The sequence below is a fragment of the Paracidovorax avenae ATCC 19860 genome, assembly GCF_000176855.2.
GTDB lineage: Bacteria > Pseudomonadota > Gammaproteobacteria > Burkholderiales > Burkholderiaceae_C > Paracidovorax > Paracidovorax avenae.
On sequence record NC_015138.1, the window covers coordinates 621,165 to 635,247 of the forward strand.

Consider the following 14,083-nt stretch of genomic DNA (forward strand, 5'->3'; position numbering starts at 1 on the left):
ACCGAGGGTAAACCTGGAGGTGAACCGAATCAAAAAGAACAAAAATGAACGAAACCGAAACGTATTGGTGCATTGGATGCGCGTTTCGGCAAAGAAAGAACACGCAGGCTGCGAAGTCCTGCGGCTCCAGACAACACGAAAGGTGCGGGGATGCAGCTGGTACTCGAGCGCATCGGCAAGACGGTGGGCGCGCAAACCTGGCTCCGGGGCATGGACATGGCACTCCAGCCCGGGGCCGTGACCGTGCTGCTGGGGGCGACGCAGGCGGGCAAGACCAGCCTCATGCGCATCATGGCCGGGCTGGATGCGCCCACCGAAGGGCGCGTGCTGGTGGACGGCGCGGACGTGACGGGCATGCCCGTGCGCGAACGCAACGTGGCCATGGTCTACCAGCAGTTCATCAACTACCCCTCGATGACGGTGGCGGACAACATCGCCTCCCCGCTCAGGCTGCGCGGCGAGAAGAACGCCATGGAGCGCGTGCGGTCCCTGGCCGAGCGGCTGCACATCGACATGTTCCTCGACCGCCTGCCGGCCGAACTCTCCGGCGGCCAGCAGCAGCGCGTGGCGCTGGCGCGGGCCCTGGCCAAGGGCGCGCCGCTCATGCTGCTCGACGAACCCCTGGTCAACCTCGACTACAAGCTGCGCGAGGAACTGCGCGACGAGCTCAGCCAGCTCTTCGCCGCGGGCGACTCCACGGTCGTCTATGCCACCACCGAGCCCGGCGAAGCGCTGCTGCTGGGCGGATACACGGCGGTGCTGCACGAAGGTGAACTGCTGCAATACGGCCCCACTGCCGAGGTGTTCCATGCGCCGGCCTCCCTGCGGGTGGCCCGGGCCTTCAGCGATCCGCCCATGAACCTGCTCGCCGCCGAGGCCGTGGCGGGGGGCGTGCGCGTGGCGGGACGCGACGTGCTGCCCCTGCCGGAGCCGTTGCCTGCCGGCGCGGCCGGCGGCCTCACCGTCGGCGTGCGTGCCAGCGCCCTGCGCCTGGCGCCCCGGCCCGGCGACGTCGCGGTTGCCGGAACGGTGGAACTGGCCGAAATCGCCGGCTCCGACACCTTCGTGCATGCCCACACGCCCTGGGGCGAAATGGTCGCGCAATTCACCGGCGTGCACGACTTCGCGCTCGGCTCCGCCCTCACTCTGCACCTGCAGCCCGGCGACGCCTACGTGTTCGGCACTGGCGAAGAACTGCTGCGCGCCCCGGTGCGCAAAGGCCGCTGAGATGACGACACACCCCCTGGCCTGCTCCGCGGCCGCCCTGCGGATGGCGCGCAGCACGACGGAAGACTGACATGGCCCGCATCCAACTTGAGCTCGCACACTCGTACAAGCCGAACCCGCAGCAGGACAGCGACTACGCACTGCTGCCCCTGACCATGGAGTTCCGCGACGGCGGCGCCTACGCGCTGCTGGGCCCCTCGGGCTGCGGCAAGACCACCATGCTCAACATCATGTCGGGCCTGCTCGTGCCCTCGCACGGCCGGGTGCTGTTCGACGGCCGCGACGTCACGCGCGCCAGCCCCCAGGAGCGCAACATCGCCCAGGTGTTCCAGTTCCCGGTCATCTACGACACCATGACCGTGGCCCAGAACCTGGCCTTCCCGCTCAAGAACCGCAAGGTGCCCGACGCGCAGATCCGCCAGCGCGTGGGCCAGATCGCCGAGATGCTGGAGATGAGCCACCAGCTGGACATGCGCGCTGCCGGCCTCTCGGCCGACCAGAAGCAGAAGATCTCCCTGGGCCGCGGCCTGGTGCGCCCGGACGTCTCGGCCGTGCTGTTCGACGAGCCGCTCACCGTGATCGACCCGCACCTGAAGTGGCAGCTGCGGCGCAAGTTGAAGCAGATCCACCACGAACTCAAGCTCACCCTCATCTACGTCACCCACGACCAGGTGGAGGCGCTCACCTTCGCCGAGGAGGTGGTGGTGATGACGCGCGGCCGTGCCGTTCAGGTGGGCTCCGCCGATGCGCTCTTCGAGCGGCCCGCGCACGTCTTCGTGGGCCACTTCATCGGCTCGCCCGGCATGAACTTCCTGCCTGCGCAACTGCAGGCCGGCGGCCTGCGCGTCGGCGGCCAGACGCTGCCGGGCCCGGCGCGCGAACTGCCCGAAGGCCCGCTGCAGCTCGGCGTGCGGCCGGAGTACCTGTCGGTCGTCACCGAGGGCACCCCGGGCGCACTGCCCTGCGTGGTGGACAAGGTCCAGGACATCGGCACCTACCAGCTCCTCACGGCGCGGCTGGACGGCCAGCCGCTCAAGGCCCGCGTGGCGCCCGCCGAAACCCTGCCGGCACCCGGCGCCACCGTATGGCTGCAGGTGGTGGGCCCGCACACCTGTTTCTATCGCGACGAGCAACTGCTGCCCTGAGAAGGAGCTGCCTCCATGAGCACCACCACCAAACCCGTGAACCAGAAGGCCTGGTTCCTCATCCTGCCCGTCATCCTCTGCGTGGCCTTCTCGGCCATCCTGCCGCTCATGACGGTGGTCAACTACTCGGTGCAGGACATCATCTCGCCCGAGCGGCGCGTGTTCGTCGGCACCGAATGGTTCGCCCAGGTCATGCGCGACGAGGAGCTGCACGGCGCGCTCCTGCGCCAGCTCGGCTTCTCCCTCTCGGTGCTGCTGGTGGAGATCCCGCTGGGCATCTGCCTGGCTCTCGCCATGCCCGCGCAGGGCTGGAAGTCCTCCGCCGTGCTGGTCACCGTCGCCCTCTCGCTGCTCATCCCCTGGAACGTCGTGGGCACCATCTGGCAGATCTACGGGCGCGCCGACATCGGCCTCATGGGCCGCACCCTGCAGCAGATGGGCATCGACTACAGCTACACCGGCAGCGAGACCCAGGCCTGGCTCACCGTGCTGCTGATGGATGTCTGGCACTGGACCCCGCTGGTGGCGCTGCTGGCCTTCGCCGGGCTGCGCTCCATCCCCGATGCCTACTACCAGGCCGCGCGCATCGACGGCGCCAGCAAGTTCGCCGTCTTCCGCTACATCCAGCTGCCCAAGATGCGCGGCGTGCTCATGATCGCCGTGCTGCTGCGCTTCATGGACAGCTTCATGATCTACACCGAGCCCTTCGTGCTCACCGGCGGCGGGCCGGGCAACGCCACCACCTTCCTCAGCCAGTACCTCACCACCAAGGCCGTGGGCCAGTTCGACCTGGGGCCGGCCGCCGCCTTCTCGCTCATCTACTTCTTCATCATCCTGCTGCTGTGCTTCATCCTCTACAACTGGATGCAGCGCGTGGGCACCCAGCAGCCCGAGGTGGAGCATTGATGCGGCTGCCGCCATCGATCACGACGCCGATGCCGATCCACGAAACAAGGAATAGCCGCCATGACTGAGCGCCGCTTCCGCAAACGCACCCTCTTCCTGCTGGCCTACCTGGTCTTCGCCCTGCTGCCCATCTACTGGATGGTCAACATGAGCTTCAAGACCAACGCCGAGATCCTCTCCACCTTCACCTTCTGGCCCCAGCACTTCACCTGGGACAACTACCGGACCATCTTCACCGACGAGTCCTGGTACTCGGGCTACATCAACAGCCTGATCTACGTGGCGATGAACACGGTGATCTCGCTGGCCGTGGCGCTGCCGGCCGCCTATGCCTTCAGCCGCTACCAGTTCATGGGCGACAAGCATGTCTTCTTCTGGCTGCTCACCAACCGCATGACGCCGCCGGCCGTCTTCCTGCTGCCCTTCTTCCAGCTCTACACCACCGTGGGCCTGATGGACACGCACATCGCCGTGGCGCTGGCGCACCTGCTGTTCAACGTGCCGCTGGCCGTGTGGATCCTGGAGGGCTTCATGAGCGGCATCCCGCGCGAGATCGACGAGACCGCCTACATCGACGGCTACAGCTTCCCGCGCTTCTTCTTCACCATCTTCCTGCCGCTCATCAAGGCCGGCGTGGGCGTGGCCGCGTTCTTCTGCTTCATGTTCAGCTGGGTGGAGCTGCTGCTGGCGCGCACCCTCACCAGCGTGAACGCCAAGCCCATCGTGGCGACCATGACGCGCACGGTGAGCGCCTCGGGCATGGACTGGGCGACGCTGGCCGCCGCCGGCGTGCTCACCATCGTGCCGGGGGCCATCGTCATCTGGTTCGTGCGCCACTACATCGCGAAGGGATTCGCGATGGGAAGAGTTTGAAATGCACCCCCTGAGTCGCTTCGCGCCTTCACCCCTCTCTCGCTTCGCGGGAGGGGGACGACGCCCTCGCTGCGGGGCGGCCCTTGCTCGGCGTCCCTCGCGTGGGGCCGCGCGCCTATCGTGCCGTCGCGACGGTGCTGTCCATCGCTCACTGCTAGGAGTCGCTCATGTTTGACTGGATGGCCTGGACCACTCCGGTGGCCGTGTTTTTTACCTGCATCGTGCTCATGCTCGCGGGCATGGCCGTGTGGGAGGTGAAGTCCCCCACCACCTTGCGCAAGGGCTTCCTGCCGATTGCCACCACGCGCGGCGACCGGCTCTTCATCGGCCTGCTCTCGGCCGCCTACATCAACCTCATCTTCGTGGGCCTGGGCGCGAAGTTCGCCGAGTGGTTCAAGCTCGAGCAGGAGCCCTCCGTATGGATCAGCTTCGTGCTGTCGATGCTGGTCCTCGCGCTGATCCTGCGCAAAGGCTGATTTTTCTCGGACGTGCGGCCCCCCGCTCCCCGGGGCCGCCGGCCGGTTGCAATGGCAGCAGGGGACACCCACCTAACAAGGAGACAGTCATGAAGATGCGTTTGACCGCCCTGGCGTTCGCCGCCACGGCCCTGGTGATCGGGCAGGCCGCATGGGCCGGCGAGGCGGAGGCCAAGAAGTGGATCGACAGCGAATTCCAGCCCTCGACGCTCAGCAAGGACCAGCAGATGGCCGAGATGAAGTGGTTCATCGACGCCGCCAAGAAGCTGCAGGCCAAGGGCGTGAAGGACATCTCGGTCGTCTCCGAAACCCTCACCACGCATGAGTACGAATCGAAGACGCTGGCCAAGGCCTTCGAGGAGATCACCGGCATCAAGGTCAAGCACGACCTGATCCAGGAAGGCGACGTGGTCGAGAAGCTGCAGACCTCCATGCAGTCCGGCAAGTCCATCTACGACGGCTGGATCAGCGACTCCGACCTGATCGGCACCCACTACCGCTACGGCAAGATCATGTCGCTCACCGACTACATGGCCAAGGCGGGCAAGGAGTGGACCAACCCCGGCATCGACATCAAGGACTTCATCGGCACCAGCTTCACCACGGCGCCGGACGGCCAGATGTACCAGCTGCCCGACCAGCAGTTCGCCAACCTCTACTGGTTCCGCGCCGACCTGTTCGAGCGCAAGGACCTGAAGGACAAGTTCAAGGCCAAGTACGGCTACGAACTGGGCGTGCCGCAGAACTGGAGCGCCTACGAGGACATCGCCGAGTTCTTCAGCAACGACGTCAAGCAGATCGACGGCAAGCCCATCTACGGCCACATGGACTACGGCAAGAAGGATCCGTCCCTGGGCTGGCGCTTCACCGATGCATGGCTTTCCATGGCCGGTGCTGCCGACAAGGGCATCCCCAACGGCATGCCCGTCGATGAATGGGGCATCCGCGTGGCCGACGACAAGTGCACGCCGGTCGGCGCATCCGTCTCGCGCGGTGGTGCCACCAACTCGCCGGCTGCCGTCTATGCGCTGACCAAGTACATCGACTGGATGAAGAAGTACGCGCCCAAGGAAGCCATGGGCATGACCTTCGGCGAATCCGGCCCCGTGCCCGCGCAGGGCCAGATCGCCCAGCAGATCTTCTGGTACACCGCCTTCACTGCCGACATGGTCAAGCCCGGCCTGCCCGTGGTGAACGCCGACGGCACGCCGAAGTGGCGCATGGCCCCCGGTCCCAACGGCCCGTACTGGAAGGACGGCATGCAGAACGGCTACCAGGACGTGGGCAGCTGGACCTTCTTCAAGGACCACGACGCCAACCGCACGGCCGCCGCCTGGCTCTACGCCCAGTTCGTCACGGCCAAGACCACGTCCCTCAAGAAGACCTTGGTGGGCCTGACGCCGATCCGCGAATCCGACATCCGCTCCAAGGCCATGACCGACGCGGCGCCCAAGCTGGGTGGCCTGGTGGAGTTCTACCGCAGCCCGGCGCGCGTCGCCTGGACCCCCACCGGCAACAACGTGCCCGACTACCCCAAGCTCGCGCAGCTCTGGTGGAAGAACGTGGCCCAGGCCGTCACGGGCGAGAAGACCCCGCAGGGCGCCATGGACAACCTCGCCGAGGAAATGGACCAGGTGATGGCCCGCCTGCAGCGCGCCGGCATGGCCCACTGCGCGCCCAAGCTCAACCCCAAGGGCGACCCCGCCAAGTGGCTGAGCGACGAGCACGCCCCCTGGAAGAAGCTGGCCAACGAGAAGCCGAAGGGTGAAACCATCGCCTACGACCGCCTGCTGCAGGCCTGGAAGGACGGCAAGGTGCGCTGACGACCGGCGGCGGCCCGGCGCGGGCCGCCACTTTCTTTCTCCGGTCTCCCGCCCGGCCCTGTCCCCCGGGGCCGCGCGGGAGACCTGCCTTTGCGGGGTGACATCAGGGTAAACCCTGAAATTCGCCCCGGTTGAATGGACAATCCATCCCATGACCTCCCCGAACACGCCCCAGCCTACCGTGCGCGCCCAGCTCCTGGCGCGGCTTGCCGAGCCTCGGCAGTACGACCTGGCGGTCATCGGGGGCGGTGCCACGGGGCTCGGCGTGGCGCTCGACGCTGCCGCGCGCGGCTTCAGCGTCGTGCTCGTGGAATCCCATGACTTCGCCAAGGGCACCTCGTCGCGCGCCACCAAGCTGGTGCACGGCGGCGTCCGCTACCTGGCCCAGGGCAACATCTCCCTGGTGCGCGAGGCGCTCCACGAACGCACGACCCTGCTGGGCAATGCGCCCCACCTGGCCCAGCCCCTGCCGTTCGTCATGCCCTCCTACCACCTGTGGGAGACGCCGTTCTACGGAGTGGGCCTGAAGGCCTATGACCTGCTGGCGGGCCGAGCCGGCCTGGGTGCCACCGAATTCCTCGGCCGCGAAGGCACCCTGCGCCTGCTGCCCACCGTGCGGCGCGAAGGGCTGCGGGGCGGCGTCAAGTACTGGGACGGCCAGTTCGACGACGCCCGGCTGGCGCTGGCGCTGGCGCGCACGGCCGCGCTCCGCGGCGCGCTGCTGGTCAACTATTGCCCCGCCCGCGAGCTCATCCATGAAGACGGCAAGGTGGCGGGCCTGCACTGCGAGGACGTGGAAACCGGCACCCGCTATACCGTACGCGCGCGCTGCGTGGTCAACGCGACCGGCGTGTGGGTGGACGGGCTGCTGCGCCAGGACGCCGAAGCGCTCGGCCGTCCGGCCAAGCCCATCGTGGCCCCCAGCCAGGGCGTACACATCGTCGTGGACCGGGAGTTCCTGCCCTCCGACCATGCCATGATGGTCCCCAAGACGGCCGATGGCCGCGTCCTCTTCGCCGTGCCCTGGCTCGGAAAGATCATCCTCGGGACCACCGACAGCCCCCGGCAGGACCTCGAACGCGAACCCCTGCCGTTCCGCGAAGAGGCCGATTTCATCCTGAGCGAGTCGGCCCGCTACCTCACCCGCGCGCCTTCCGCGTCGGACGTGCGCAGCATCTGGGTGGGCCTGCGCCCCCTGGTCCGGCCGCCGGACGACGAGGGAGGCAGCACCAAGGGCATCAGCCGCGAGCACACCGTGCTGGCCAGCCCCAGCGGACTGGTCACCGTGACGGGCGGCAAATGGACCACCTACCGCGCCATGGCGGAGGACGTGTTGCAAAAATGCTTCGATGCCGGCCTGCTCGCGGCCCGCGCCGGCGGCGTCACCCAGCGACTGCCGGTGGTGGGTTCCCCCCAGGGTGCCGTTCGGCACGGGATGGACGAGGCCCAGGGGCCGCATTCCTACGGTTCGGAGGCGGAGTTCCTGGATACCGTGCCCGGTGCCCAGCGCTGGCTGGCGCCGGGGCTGTCGGAGGCCATGGTCCGCTTCGCCGCACGCCATGAGTACGCCCGCACGGTCGAGGACATGCTCTCGCGGCGCAGCCGGATGCTGTTCCTCGATGCCGCCCGCGCCCTCGCGATCGCCCCCGACGTGGCCCGGATCCTCCAGGAGGAGCTGGGCAGGGACCCCGCGCTCGCCGCCTTCGAGGCCCTGGCGGCGCAGTACCTCTCGGTGCCCCGCTAACTACTTGACACGCCTTTGGTTTTTTGAAAGAATCGAGGGCTTCGCGTTTCTCTACGCGGATTTCTGCCCAGCGGGAAGCGGTGCAAATGGTTTGCACCGCGGACGACGGGCCCAAGACTGACTGGCTGATAAGCAGCCCTGCGAGGTTTCCAGGGCTGTCGATCTTCTGGTGCAAGTTGGGAATATTCACATGATCCAGACAGAATCTCGGTTAGACGTTGCCGACAATACCGGCGCGAAGTCCGTCCTGTGCATCAAGGTGCTGGGTGGTTCCAAGCGTCGCTATGCCAGCGTGGGCGACATCATCAAGGTGAGCATCAAGGAAGCCGCTCCGCGTGGCCGCGTCAAGAAGGGCGAGGTTTACAGCGCAGTGGTGGTCCGCACCGCCAAGGGCATCCGTCGCGGCGACGGTTCGCTCGTCAAATTCGACGGCAACGCAGCAGTGTTGCTGAATGCAAAGCTGGAGCCTATCGGCACCCGCATCTTCGGCCCCGTGACGCGTGAACTGCGTACCGAGCGCTTCATGAAGATCGTGTCCCTGGCTCCCGAAGTTCTCTGAGGACGCGCCATGAACAAGATTCGCAAGGGCGACGAAGTGATCGTGCTCACCGGGCGCGACAAAGGCAAGCGCGGCACGGTGTCGCTGCGCAAGGATGACTCCCATCTGGTCATCGACGGCATCAACCTGGTCAAGAAGCACGTGAAGCCGAACCCCATGAAGGGTACGACCGGCGGCATCGTGGAAAAGGCCATGCCCATCCACCAGTCCAACGTGGCCATTTTCAACGCTGCCACGGGCAAGGCCGATCGCGTGGGCATCAAGGTGCAGGCGGATGGTTCGCGCGTTCGCGTGTTCAAGTCCAGCGGCGCTGAAATCAAGGCGGCCTAAGGAGTCAACATGGCACGACTGCAACAACACTACCGCGAAAAGATCGTTCCCGAACTCACCAAGCAGTTCGGCTACACCTCGCCGATGGAGGTCCCGCGCCTCACGAAGATCACCCTGAACATGGGTGTGAGCGAAGCGGTGTCCGACAAGAAGGTCATGGACAACGCCGTGGCCGACCTGACGAAGATCGCCGGCCAGAAGCCCGTCGTGACGAAGGCCAAGAAGGCCATCGCCGGCTTCAAGATCCGCGAAGGCCAGGCCATCGGCTGCATGGTCACGCTGCGCGGCGTCCAGATGTACGAATTCCTGGATCGTTTCGTGACCGTGGCACTGCCCCGCGTCCGTGACTTCCGTGGTATTTCCGGCCGTGCCTTCGATGGCCGCGGCAACTACAACATCGGCGTCAAAGAGCAGATCATCTTCCCCGAAATCGAGTACGACAAGGTGGATGCCCTGCGCGGCCTGAACATCAGCATCACCACGACGGCCAAGTCGGACGAAGAGGCCAAGGCCCTTCTCGCCGGTTTCCGTTTCCCCTTCAAGAACTAAAGGCAGCGTATGGCTAAAGTAGCTTTGATCCAGCGCGAACTGAAGCGCGAAAAACTGGCAGCCAAGTACGCCGCGAAGTATGCGGAACTGAAGGCCATCGCCGGCGACGCGAAGCGCAGCGACGAGGAGCGCGAAGCCGCACGCCTCGGCCTGCAGAAGCTTCCCCGCAACGCGAACCCCACGCGCCAGCGCAACCGCTGCGAAATCACGGGTCGTCCCCGTGGCACGTTCCGCCAATTCGGTCTGGCCCGCGCCAAGATCCGTGAACTGGCTTTTGCCGGTGACATCCCGGGTGTCACCAAGGCCAGCTGGTAAGCAGGCAGGAGAAAACACATGAGCATGAGTGATCCCATCGCCGACTTGCTGACCCGCATCCGCAATGCGCAAATGGTGTCCAAGGCCACCGTTTCCGTGCCTTCTTCCAAAGTGAAGATCGCCATCGCGCAGGTGCTGAAGGACGAGGGTTACATCGACGGCTTCGAAGTGAAGTCCGAAGGCAACAAGTCCGAACTCGAAATTTCCCTGAAGTACTACGCCGGCCGTCCGGTGATCGAGCGCATCGAGCGCGTGAGCCGTCCCGGCCTGCGCGTGTACAAGGGTCGCGACTCCATCCCCCAGGTCATGAACGGCCTGGGCGTTGCCATCGTCACCACGCCCAAGGGCGTGATGACGGATCGCAAGGCACGTGCCACCGGCGTCGGCGGCGAAGTGCTTTGCTACGTCGCTTAACGTGGCATCGAGGAGAAACTGAAATGTCCCGCGTAGGAAAAATGCCGGTGGCCATCCCCAACGGGGTCGATGTGTCCATCACGGAAGACCAGATCAGCGTGAAGGGCTCGGGCGGTACGCTGTCCGTGGCGCAGAACCGCCTGGTCAAGATCGCCAACAAGGAAGGCAAGCTCAGCTTCGAGCCTGTCAACGATTCCCGCGAAGCCAATGCCATGAGCGGCACCATCCGCCAGCTCGTGAACAACATGGTGGTGGGTGTCAGCAAGGGCTTCGAGAAGAAGCTGAACCTGATCGGCGTGGGCTACAAGGCCCAGGCTTCGGGCGCCAAGCTGAACCTCGCCGTCGGCTATTCGCACCCCGTGAACTTCGACATGCCCGCCGGCATCACGGTGGCCACGCCGACCCCCACGGAAATCGTGATCAAGGGCGCGGACCGCCAACGCGTCGGCCAGCTGGCTGCCGAAATCCGTGCCGTTCGTCCTCCCGAGCCCTACAAGGGCAAGGGCATCCGTTATTCGGATGAAAAGGTCACGATCAAAGAGACCAAGAAGAAGTAAGGAGCTGCAGCATGTTGACCAAGAAAGAGCAGCGTCTTCGTCGTTCGCGCCAGACCCGTATCCGCATTGCACAGCAAGGCGTGGTCCGTCTGACGGTGAACCGCACGAACCTCCACATCTACGCCAGCGTCATTTCCGAAGACGGCAACCGCGTGCTTGCCAGCGCATCCACGGCGGAAGCCGAAGTGCGCAAGGAACTGGGCGGTTCCGGCAAGGGCGGCAACGCCGCCGCGGCCCAGATGATCGGCAAGCGCATCGCTGAAAAGGCGAAGGCTGCCGGCATCGAGAAAGTCGCATTCGACCGCGCTGGATTCGCATATCACGGCCGCGTGAAGGCCCTCGCAGAAGCCGCGCGTGAAGCCGGCCTGCAGTTCTAAGCGGAGCGAATAGAAAATGGCTAAGTTTCAACCCAAAGTGCAGACCGAAGGACAAGACGACGGGATGCGCGAGAAGATGATCGCGGTCAACCGCGTGACCAAAGTCGTGAAGGGCGGCCGTATCCTCGGCTTCGCTGCACTGACGGTGGTCGGCGACGGTGACGGCCGCGTGGGCATGGGCAAGGGCAAGTCCAAGGAAGTGCCGGCAGCCGTGCAGAAGGCGATGGAAGAGTGCCGCCGCAACCTGGTGAAGGTTGCGCTCAAGAACGGTTCCATCCACCACTCGGTGAAGGGCCATCACGGTGCCGCATCGGTCGAACTGCATCCGGCTCCCAAGGGTACCGGCATCATCGCCGGCGGCCCCATGCGCGCCGTGTTCGAAGTCGTGGGCATCACCGACATCGTGGCCAAGAGCCATGGTTCCTCGAACCCCTACAACATGGTCCGCGCCACGTTCGACGCGCTGGTGAACTCCACGACCCCCGCGGAAGTGGCTGCCAAGCGCGGCAAGTCGGTCGAAGACATCTTCGCCTGAACGGAGCTCCGCAAATGACTACGCAACAAACCGTCAAGATTCAACTGGTGCGCAGCCCCATCGGCACCAAGGAATCGCACCGCGCCACCGTTCGCGGCCTGGGCCTGCGCAAGCTGAACAGCATCAGCGAGCTCAAGGACAGCCCCGAAGTGCGCGGCATGATCAACAAGATCAGCTATCTGGTCAAGGTCCTCTGAGAGGTTGATGATGGAACTCAATAGCATCAAGCCCGCAGAAGGTGCGAAGCATGCCAAGCGCCGTGTGGGCCGTGGCATCGGCTCCGGCCTGGGCAAGACCGCAGGCCGCGGACACAAGGGCCAGAAGTCGCGTTCGGGTGGCTACCACAAGGTGGGCTTCGAAGGCGGCCAGATGCCCCTGCAGCGCCGTCTGCCCAAGCGCGGCTTCAAGTCGCACCTGCTGAAGTTCAACGCCGAAGTGACCCTGGGCACGCTCGAACAGCTCGGCCTGGCCGAAGTCGACCTCGCAGCGCTCAAGAGCGCCGGTGTGGTGGGCCAGCTCGCCAAGGTGGTCAAGGTCATCAAGAGCGGCGAACTGACCAAGGCCGTGAAGCTGAACGGCATCGGTGCCACGGCGGGTGCGAAGGCAGCCATCGAGGCCGCCGGCGGCAGCCTGGCCTGAACGGCACCCTGAAGAAGGAACGCATTCGTGGCTACCAGTGCAGCGTCGATTGCAAAGACCGGTAAATTCGGCGACCTGCGTCGCCGGCTGGTTTTCCTGCTGCTGGCCCTGATCGTCTATCGCATCGGGGCACACATCCCGGTGCCTGGCATCGATCCGGCCCAGTTGCAGCAGCTGTTCAGTGGCCAGCATGGCGGTATCCTGAACCTGTTCAACATGTTCTCGGGCGGTGCTCTGTCCCGCTTCACGGTGTTCGCACTGGGGATCATGCCGTACATCTCGGCATCGATCATCATGCAGCTGATGACCTATGTCCTTCCCACCTTCGAGCAATTGAAGAAGGAAGGCGAGGCCGGACGCCGCAAGATCACCCAGTACACGCGCTACGGAACGCTGGGCCTGGCCATTTTCCAGTCGCTTGGCATCGCCGTGGCGCTGGAGAGCTCCGCCGGCCTCGTGTTGAGCCCGGGCTTCGGCTTCCGCCTCACCGCGGTGGTCAGCCTGACGGCCGGCACCATGTTCCTCATGTGGCTCGGCGAGCAGATCACCGAGCGCGGCCTCGGCAACGGCATCTCGATCCTGATCTTCTCGGGCATCGCGGCCGGCCTGCCGAGCTCGATCGGCGGCCTGCTGGAGCTGGTGCGAACGGGTGCGATGAGCATCCTGGCGGCCATCTTCATCGTGCTGCTGGTGGCGCTGGTGACGTACTTCGTGGTGTTCGTGGAACGCGGTCAGCGCAAGATCCTCGTGAACTATGCCCGCCGGCAGGTGGGCAACAAGGTCTACGGGGGACAGTCTTCGCACCTGCCGCTGAAGCTGAACATGGCCGGCGTGATCCCGCCGATCTTCGCGTCGTCGATCATCCTGCTGCCCGCCACGATCGTGAACTGGTTCAGTGCCGGTGAATCGATGCGCTGGCTGCGCGACATCTCCGGTGCGCTGACCCCCGGCCAGCCCATCTACGTGATGTTCTACGCGGCCGCCATCGTGTTCTTCTGCTTCTTCTACACGGCGCTGGTGTTCAACAGCCGTGAGACGGCGGACAACCTGAAGAAGAGCGGTGCGTTCATCCCCGGCATCCGTCCGGGCGATCAGACGGCCCGCTACATCGACAAGATCCTGGTGCGGCTGACGCTGGCCGGCGCGGTGTACATCACCTTCGTCTGCCTGCTGCCGGAGTTCCTGATCTTGAAGTACAACGTGCCGTTCTATTTCGGCGGCACGTCGCTGCTGATCATCGTGGTCGTCACCATGGACTTCATGGCCCAGGTGCAGAACTACATGATGTCCCAGCAGTACGAGTCGCTGCTCAAGAAGGCGAACTTCAAAGCAACACCAGGCACCTGAGGTCTGGCGAGCCGGGAGCGGATCCGCTACAATCGCGGGTTCGCCTCCAGCATGTTACGGTTAATGATGCCCATCGATCCATCGCGGGCACGCAAATGTGTTCCGCGCGTGGCCGGAACGAATGGACTAGTTTTAGGAGAGTGAAATGAGAGTTTCGGCTTCGGTCAAGAAAATCTGCCGCAACTGCAAGATCATCCGCCGCAAGGGTGTCGTGCGGGTCATCTGCACCGACATGCGCCACAAGCAGCGCCAAGGTTGATTGAAAGT

At 65.1% G+C, this 14,083-nt stretch carries 19 protein-coding genes; all 19 read left to right on the top strand.

What is annotated here, in order from left to right:
* Positions 1–150 precede the first annotated feature (150 nt).
* The 19 genes from ACAV_RS02795 (at position 151) to rpmJ (ending at position 14,075) form a co-directional block, all read left to right on the top strand.
* Positions 151–1,227: an ABC transporter ATP-binding protein gene (locus ACAV_RS02795; RefSeq protein ID WP_013593063.1), complete on the top strand. Its 1,077-nt coding sequence runs from the start codon at positions 151–153 to the stop codon at positions 1,225–1,227.
* Positions 1,228–1,298: 71 nt separating this feature from the next.
* Positions 1,299–2,372, top strand: coding sequence for an ABC transporter ATP-binding protein (locus tag ACAV_RS02800; RefSeq protein ID WP_013593064.1), 1,074 nt, complete (start codon positions 1,299–1,301; stop codon positions 2,370–2,372).
* A gap of 15 nt (positions 2,373–2,387) precedes the next feature.
* Positions 2,388–3,278 carry a carbohydrate ABC transporter permease gene (locus ACAV_RS02805; protein ID WP_013593065.1) on the top strand — a complete coding sequence of 297 codons (891 nt, stop codon included), beginning with the start codon at positions 2,388–2,390 and terminating at the stop codon, positions 3,276–3,278.
* A 60-nt stretch (positions 3,279–3,338) separates the two neighbouring features.
* Entirely contained in the window at positions 3,339–4,151 is an 813-nt protein-coding gene (locus ACAV_RS02810; RefSeq protein ID WP_013593066.1) for a carbohydrate ABC transporter permease, read from the top strand.
* A gap of 167 nt (positions 4,152–4,318) precedes the next feature.
* Positions 4,319–4,627 carry a DUF2160 domain-containing protein gene (locus tag ACAV_RS02815; RefSeq protein WP_013593067.1) on the top strand — a complete coding sequence of 103 codons (309 nt, stop codon included), beginning with the start codon at positions 4,319–4,321 and terminating at the stop codon, positions 4,625–4,627.
* An 89-nt stretch (positions 4,628–4,716) separates the two neighbouring features.
* The gene (locus tag ACAV_RS02820) at positions 4,717–6,450 is read left to right on the top strand and encodes an ABC transporter substrate-binding protein (RefSeq protein WP_013593068.1); all 1,734 of its coding nucleotides are present in this window, start codon (positions 4,717–4,719) and stop codon (positions 6,448–6,450) included.
* A gap of 151 nt (positions 6,451–6,601) precedes the next feature.
* On the top strand, positions 6,602–8,194 hold the full coding sequence (locus tag ACAV_RS02825) for a glycerol-3-phosphate dehydrogenase/oxidase (protein ID WP_013593069.1): 1,593 nt from the start codon (positions 6,602–6,604) through the stop codon (positions 8,192–8,194).
* A 190-nt stretch (positions 8,195–8,384) separates the two neighbouring features.
* The gene (gene rplN / locus ACAV_RS02830) at positions 8,385–8,753 is read left to right on the top strand and encodes a 50S ribosomal protein L14 (RefSeq protein WP_013593070.1); all 369 of its coding nucleotides are present in this window, start codon (positions 8,385–8,387) and stop codon (positions 8,751–8,753) included.
* A 9-nt stretch (positions 8,754–8,762) separates the two neighbouring features.
* A complete protein-coding gene (gene rplX / locus ACAV_RS02835; protein WP_013593071.1) occupies positions 8,763–9,083 on the top strand; it encodes a 50S ribosomal protein L24 in 321 nt (106 codons plus the stop codon).
* 9 nt (positions 9,084–9,092) lie between these two features.
* Positions 9,093–9,632 (top strand): 50S ribosomal protein L5, encoded by a 540-nt coding sequence (gene rplE, locus ACAV_RS02840; RefSeq protein WP_011793788.1) that lies wholly within the window; start codon positions 9,093–9,095, stop codon positions 9,630–9,632.
* Positions 9,633–9,641: 9 nt separating this feature from the next.
* Complete coding sequence (rpsN, locus tag ACAV_RS02845) at positions 9,642–9,947, top strand: 30S ribosomal protein S14 (protein WP_013593072.1); 306 nt, start codon at positions 9,642–9,644, stop codon at positions 9,945–9,947.
* Between the two features lie 18 nt (positions 9,948–9,965).
* Positions 9,966–10,361, top strand: coding sequence for a 30S ribosomal protein S8 (gene rpsH / locus ACAV_RS02850; RefSeq protein WP_011793790.1), 396 nt, complete (start codon positions 9,966–9,968; stop codon positions 10,359–10,361).
* A gap of 23 nt (positions 10,362–10,384) precedes the next feature.
* Entirely contained in the window at positions 10,385–10,918 is a 534-nt protein-coding gene (rplF, locus tag ACAV_RS02855) for a 50S ribosomal protein L6 (protein ID WP_013593073.1), read from the top strand.
* Between the two features lie 11 nt (positions 10,919–10,929).
* Positions 10,930–11,295, top strand: coding sequence for a 50S ribosomal protein L18 (gene rplR / locus ACAV_RS02860; protein ID WP_013593074.1), 366 nt, complete (start codon positions 10,930–10,932; stop codon positions 11,293–11,295).
* Positions 11,296–11,311: 16 nt separating this feature from the next.
* Entirely contained in the window at positions 11,312–11,830 is a 519-nt protein-coding gene (gene rpsE / locus ACAV_RS02865) for a 30S ribosomal protein S5 (protein WP_013593075.1), read from the top strand.
* Positions 11,831–11,844: 14 nt separating this feature from the next.
* Positions 11,845–12,027 carry a 50S ribosomal protein L30 gene (gene rpmD / locus ACAV_RS02870; RefSeq protein WP_013593076.1) on the top strand — a complete coding sequence of 61 codons (183 nt, stop codon included), beginning with the start codon at positions 11,845–11,847 and terminating at the stop codon, positions 12,025–12,027.
* A gap of 10 nt (positions 12,028–12,037) precedes the next feature.
* Positions 12,038–12,469, top strand: coding sequence for a 50S ribosomal protein L15 (gene rplO, locus ACAV_RS02875; RefSeq protein ID WP_013593077.1), 432 nt, complete (start codon positions 12,038–12,040; stop codon positions 12,467–12,469).
* A 27-nt stretch (positions 12,470–12,496) separates the two neighbouring features.
* Entirely contained in the window at positions 12,497–13,816 is a 1,320-nt protein-coding gene (gene secY / locus ACAV_RS02880; protein WP_013593078.1) for a preprotein translocase subunit SecY, read from the top strand.
* 145 nt (positions 13,817–13,961) lie between these two features.
* Positions 13,962–14,075 carry a 50S ribosomal protein L36 gene (gene rpmJ, locus ACAV_RS23965; RefSeq protein ID WP_011793797.1) on the top strand — a complete coding sequence of 38 codons (114 nt, stop codon included), beginning with the start codon at positions 13,962–13,964 and terminating at the stop codon, positions 14,073–14,075.
* Positions 14,076–14,083 lie beyond the last annotated feature (8 nt).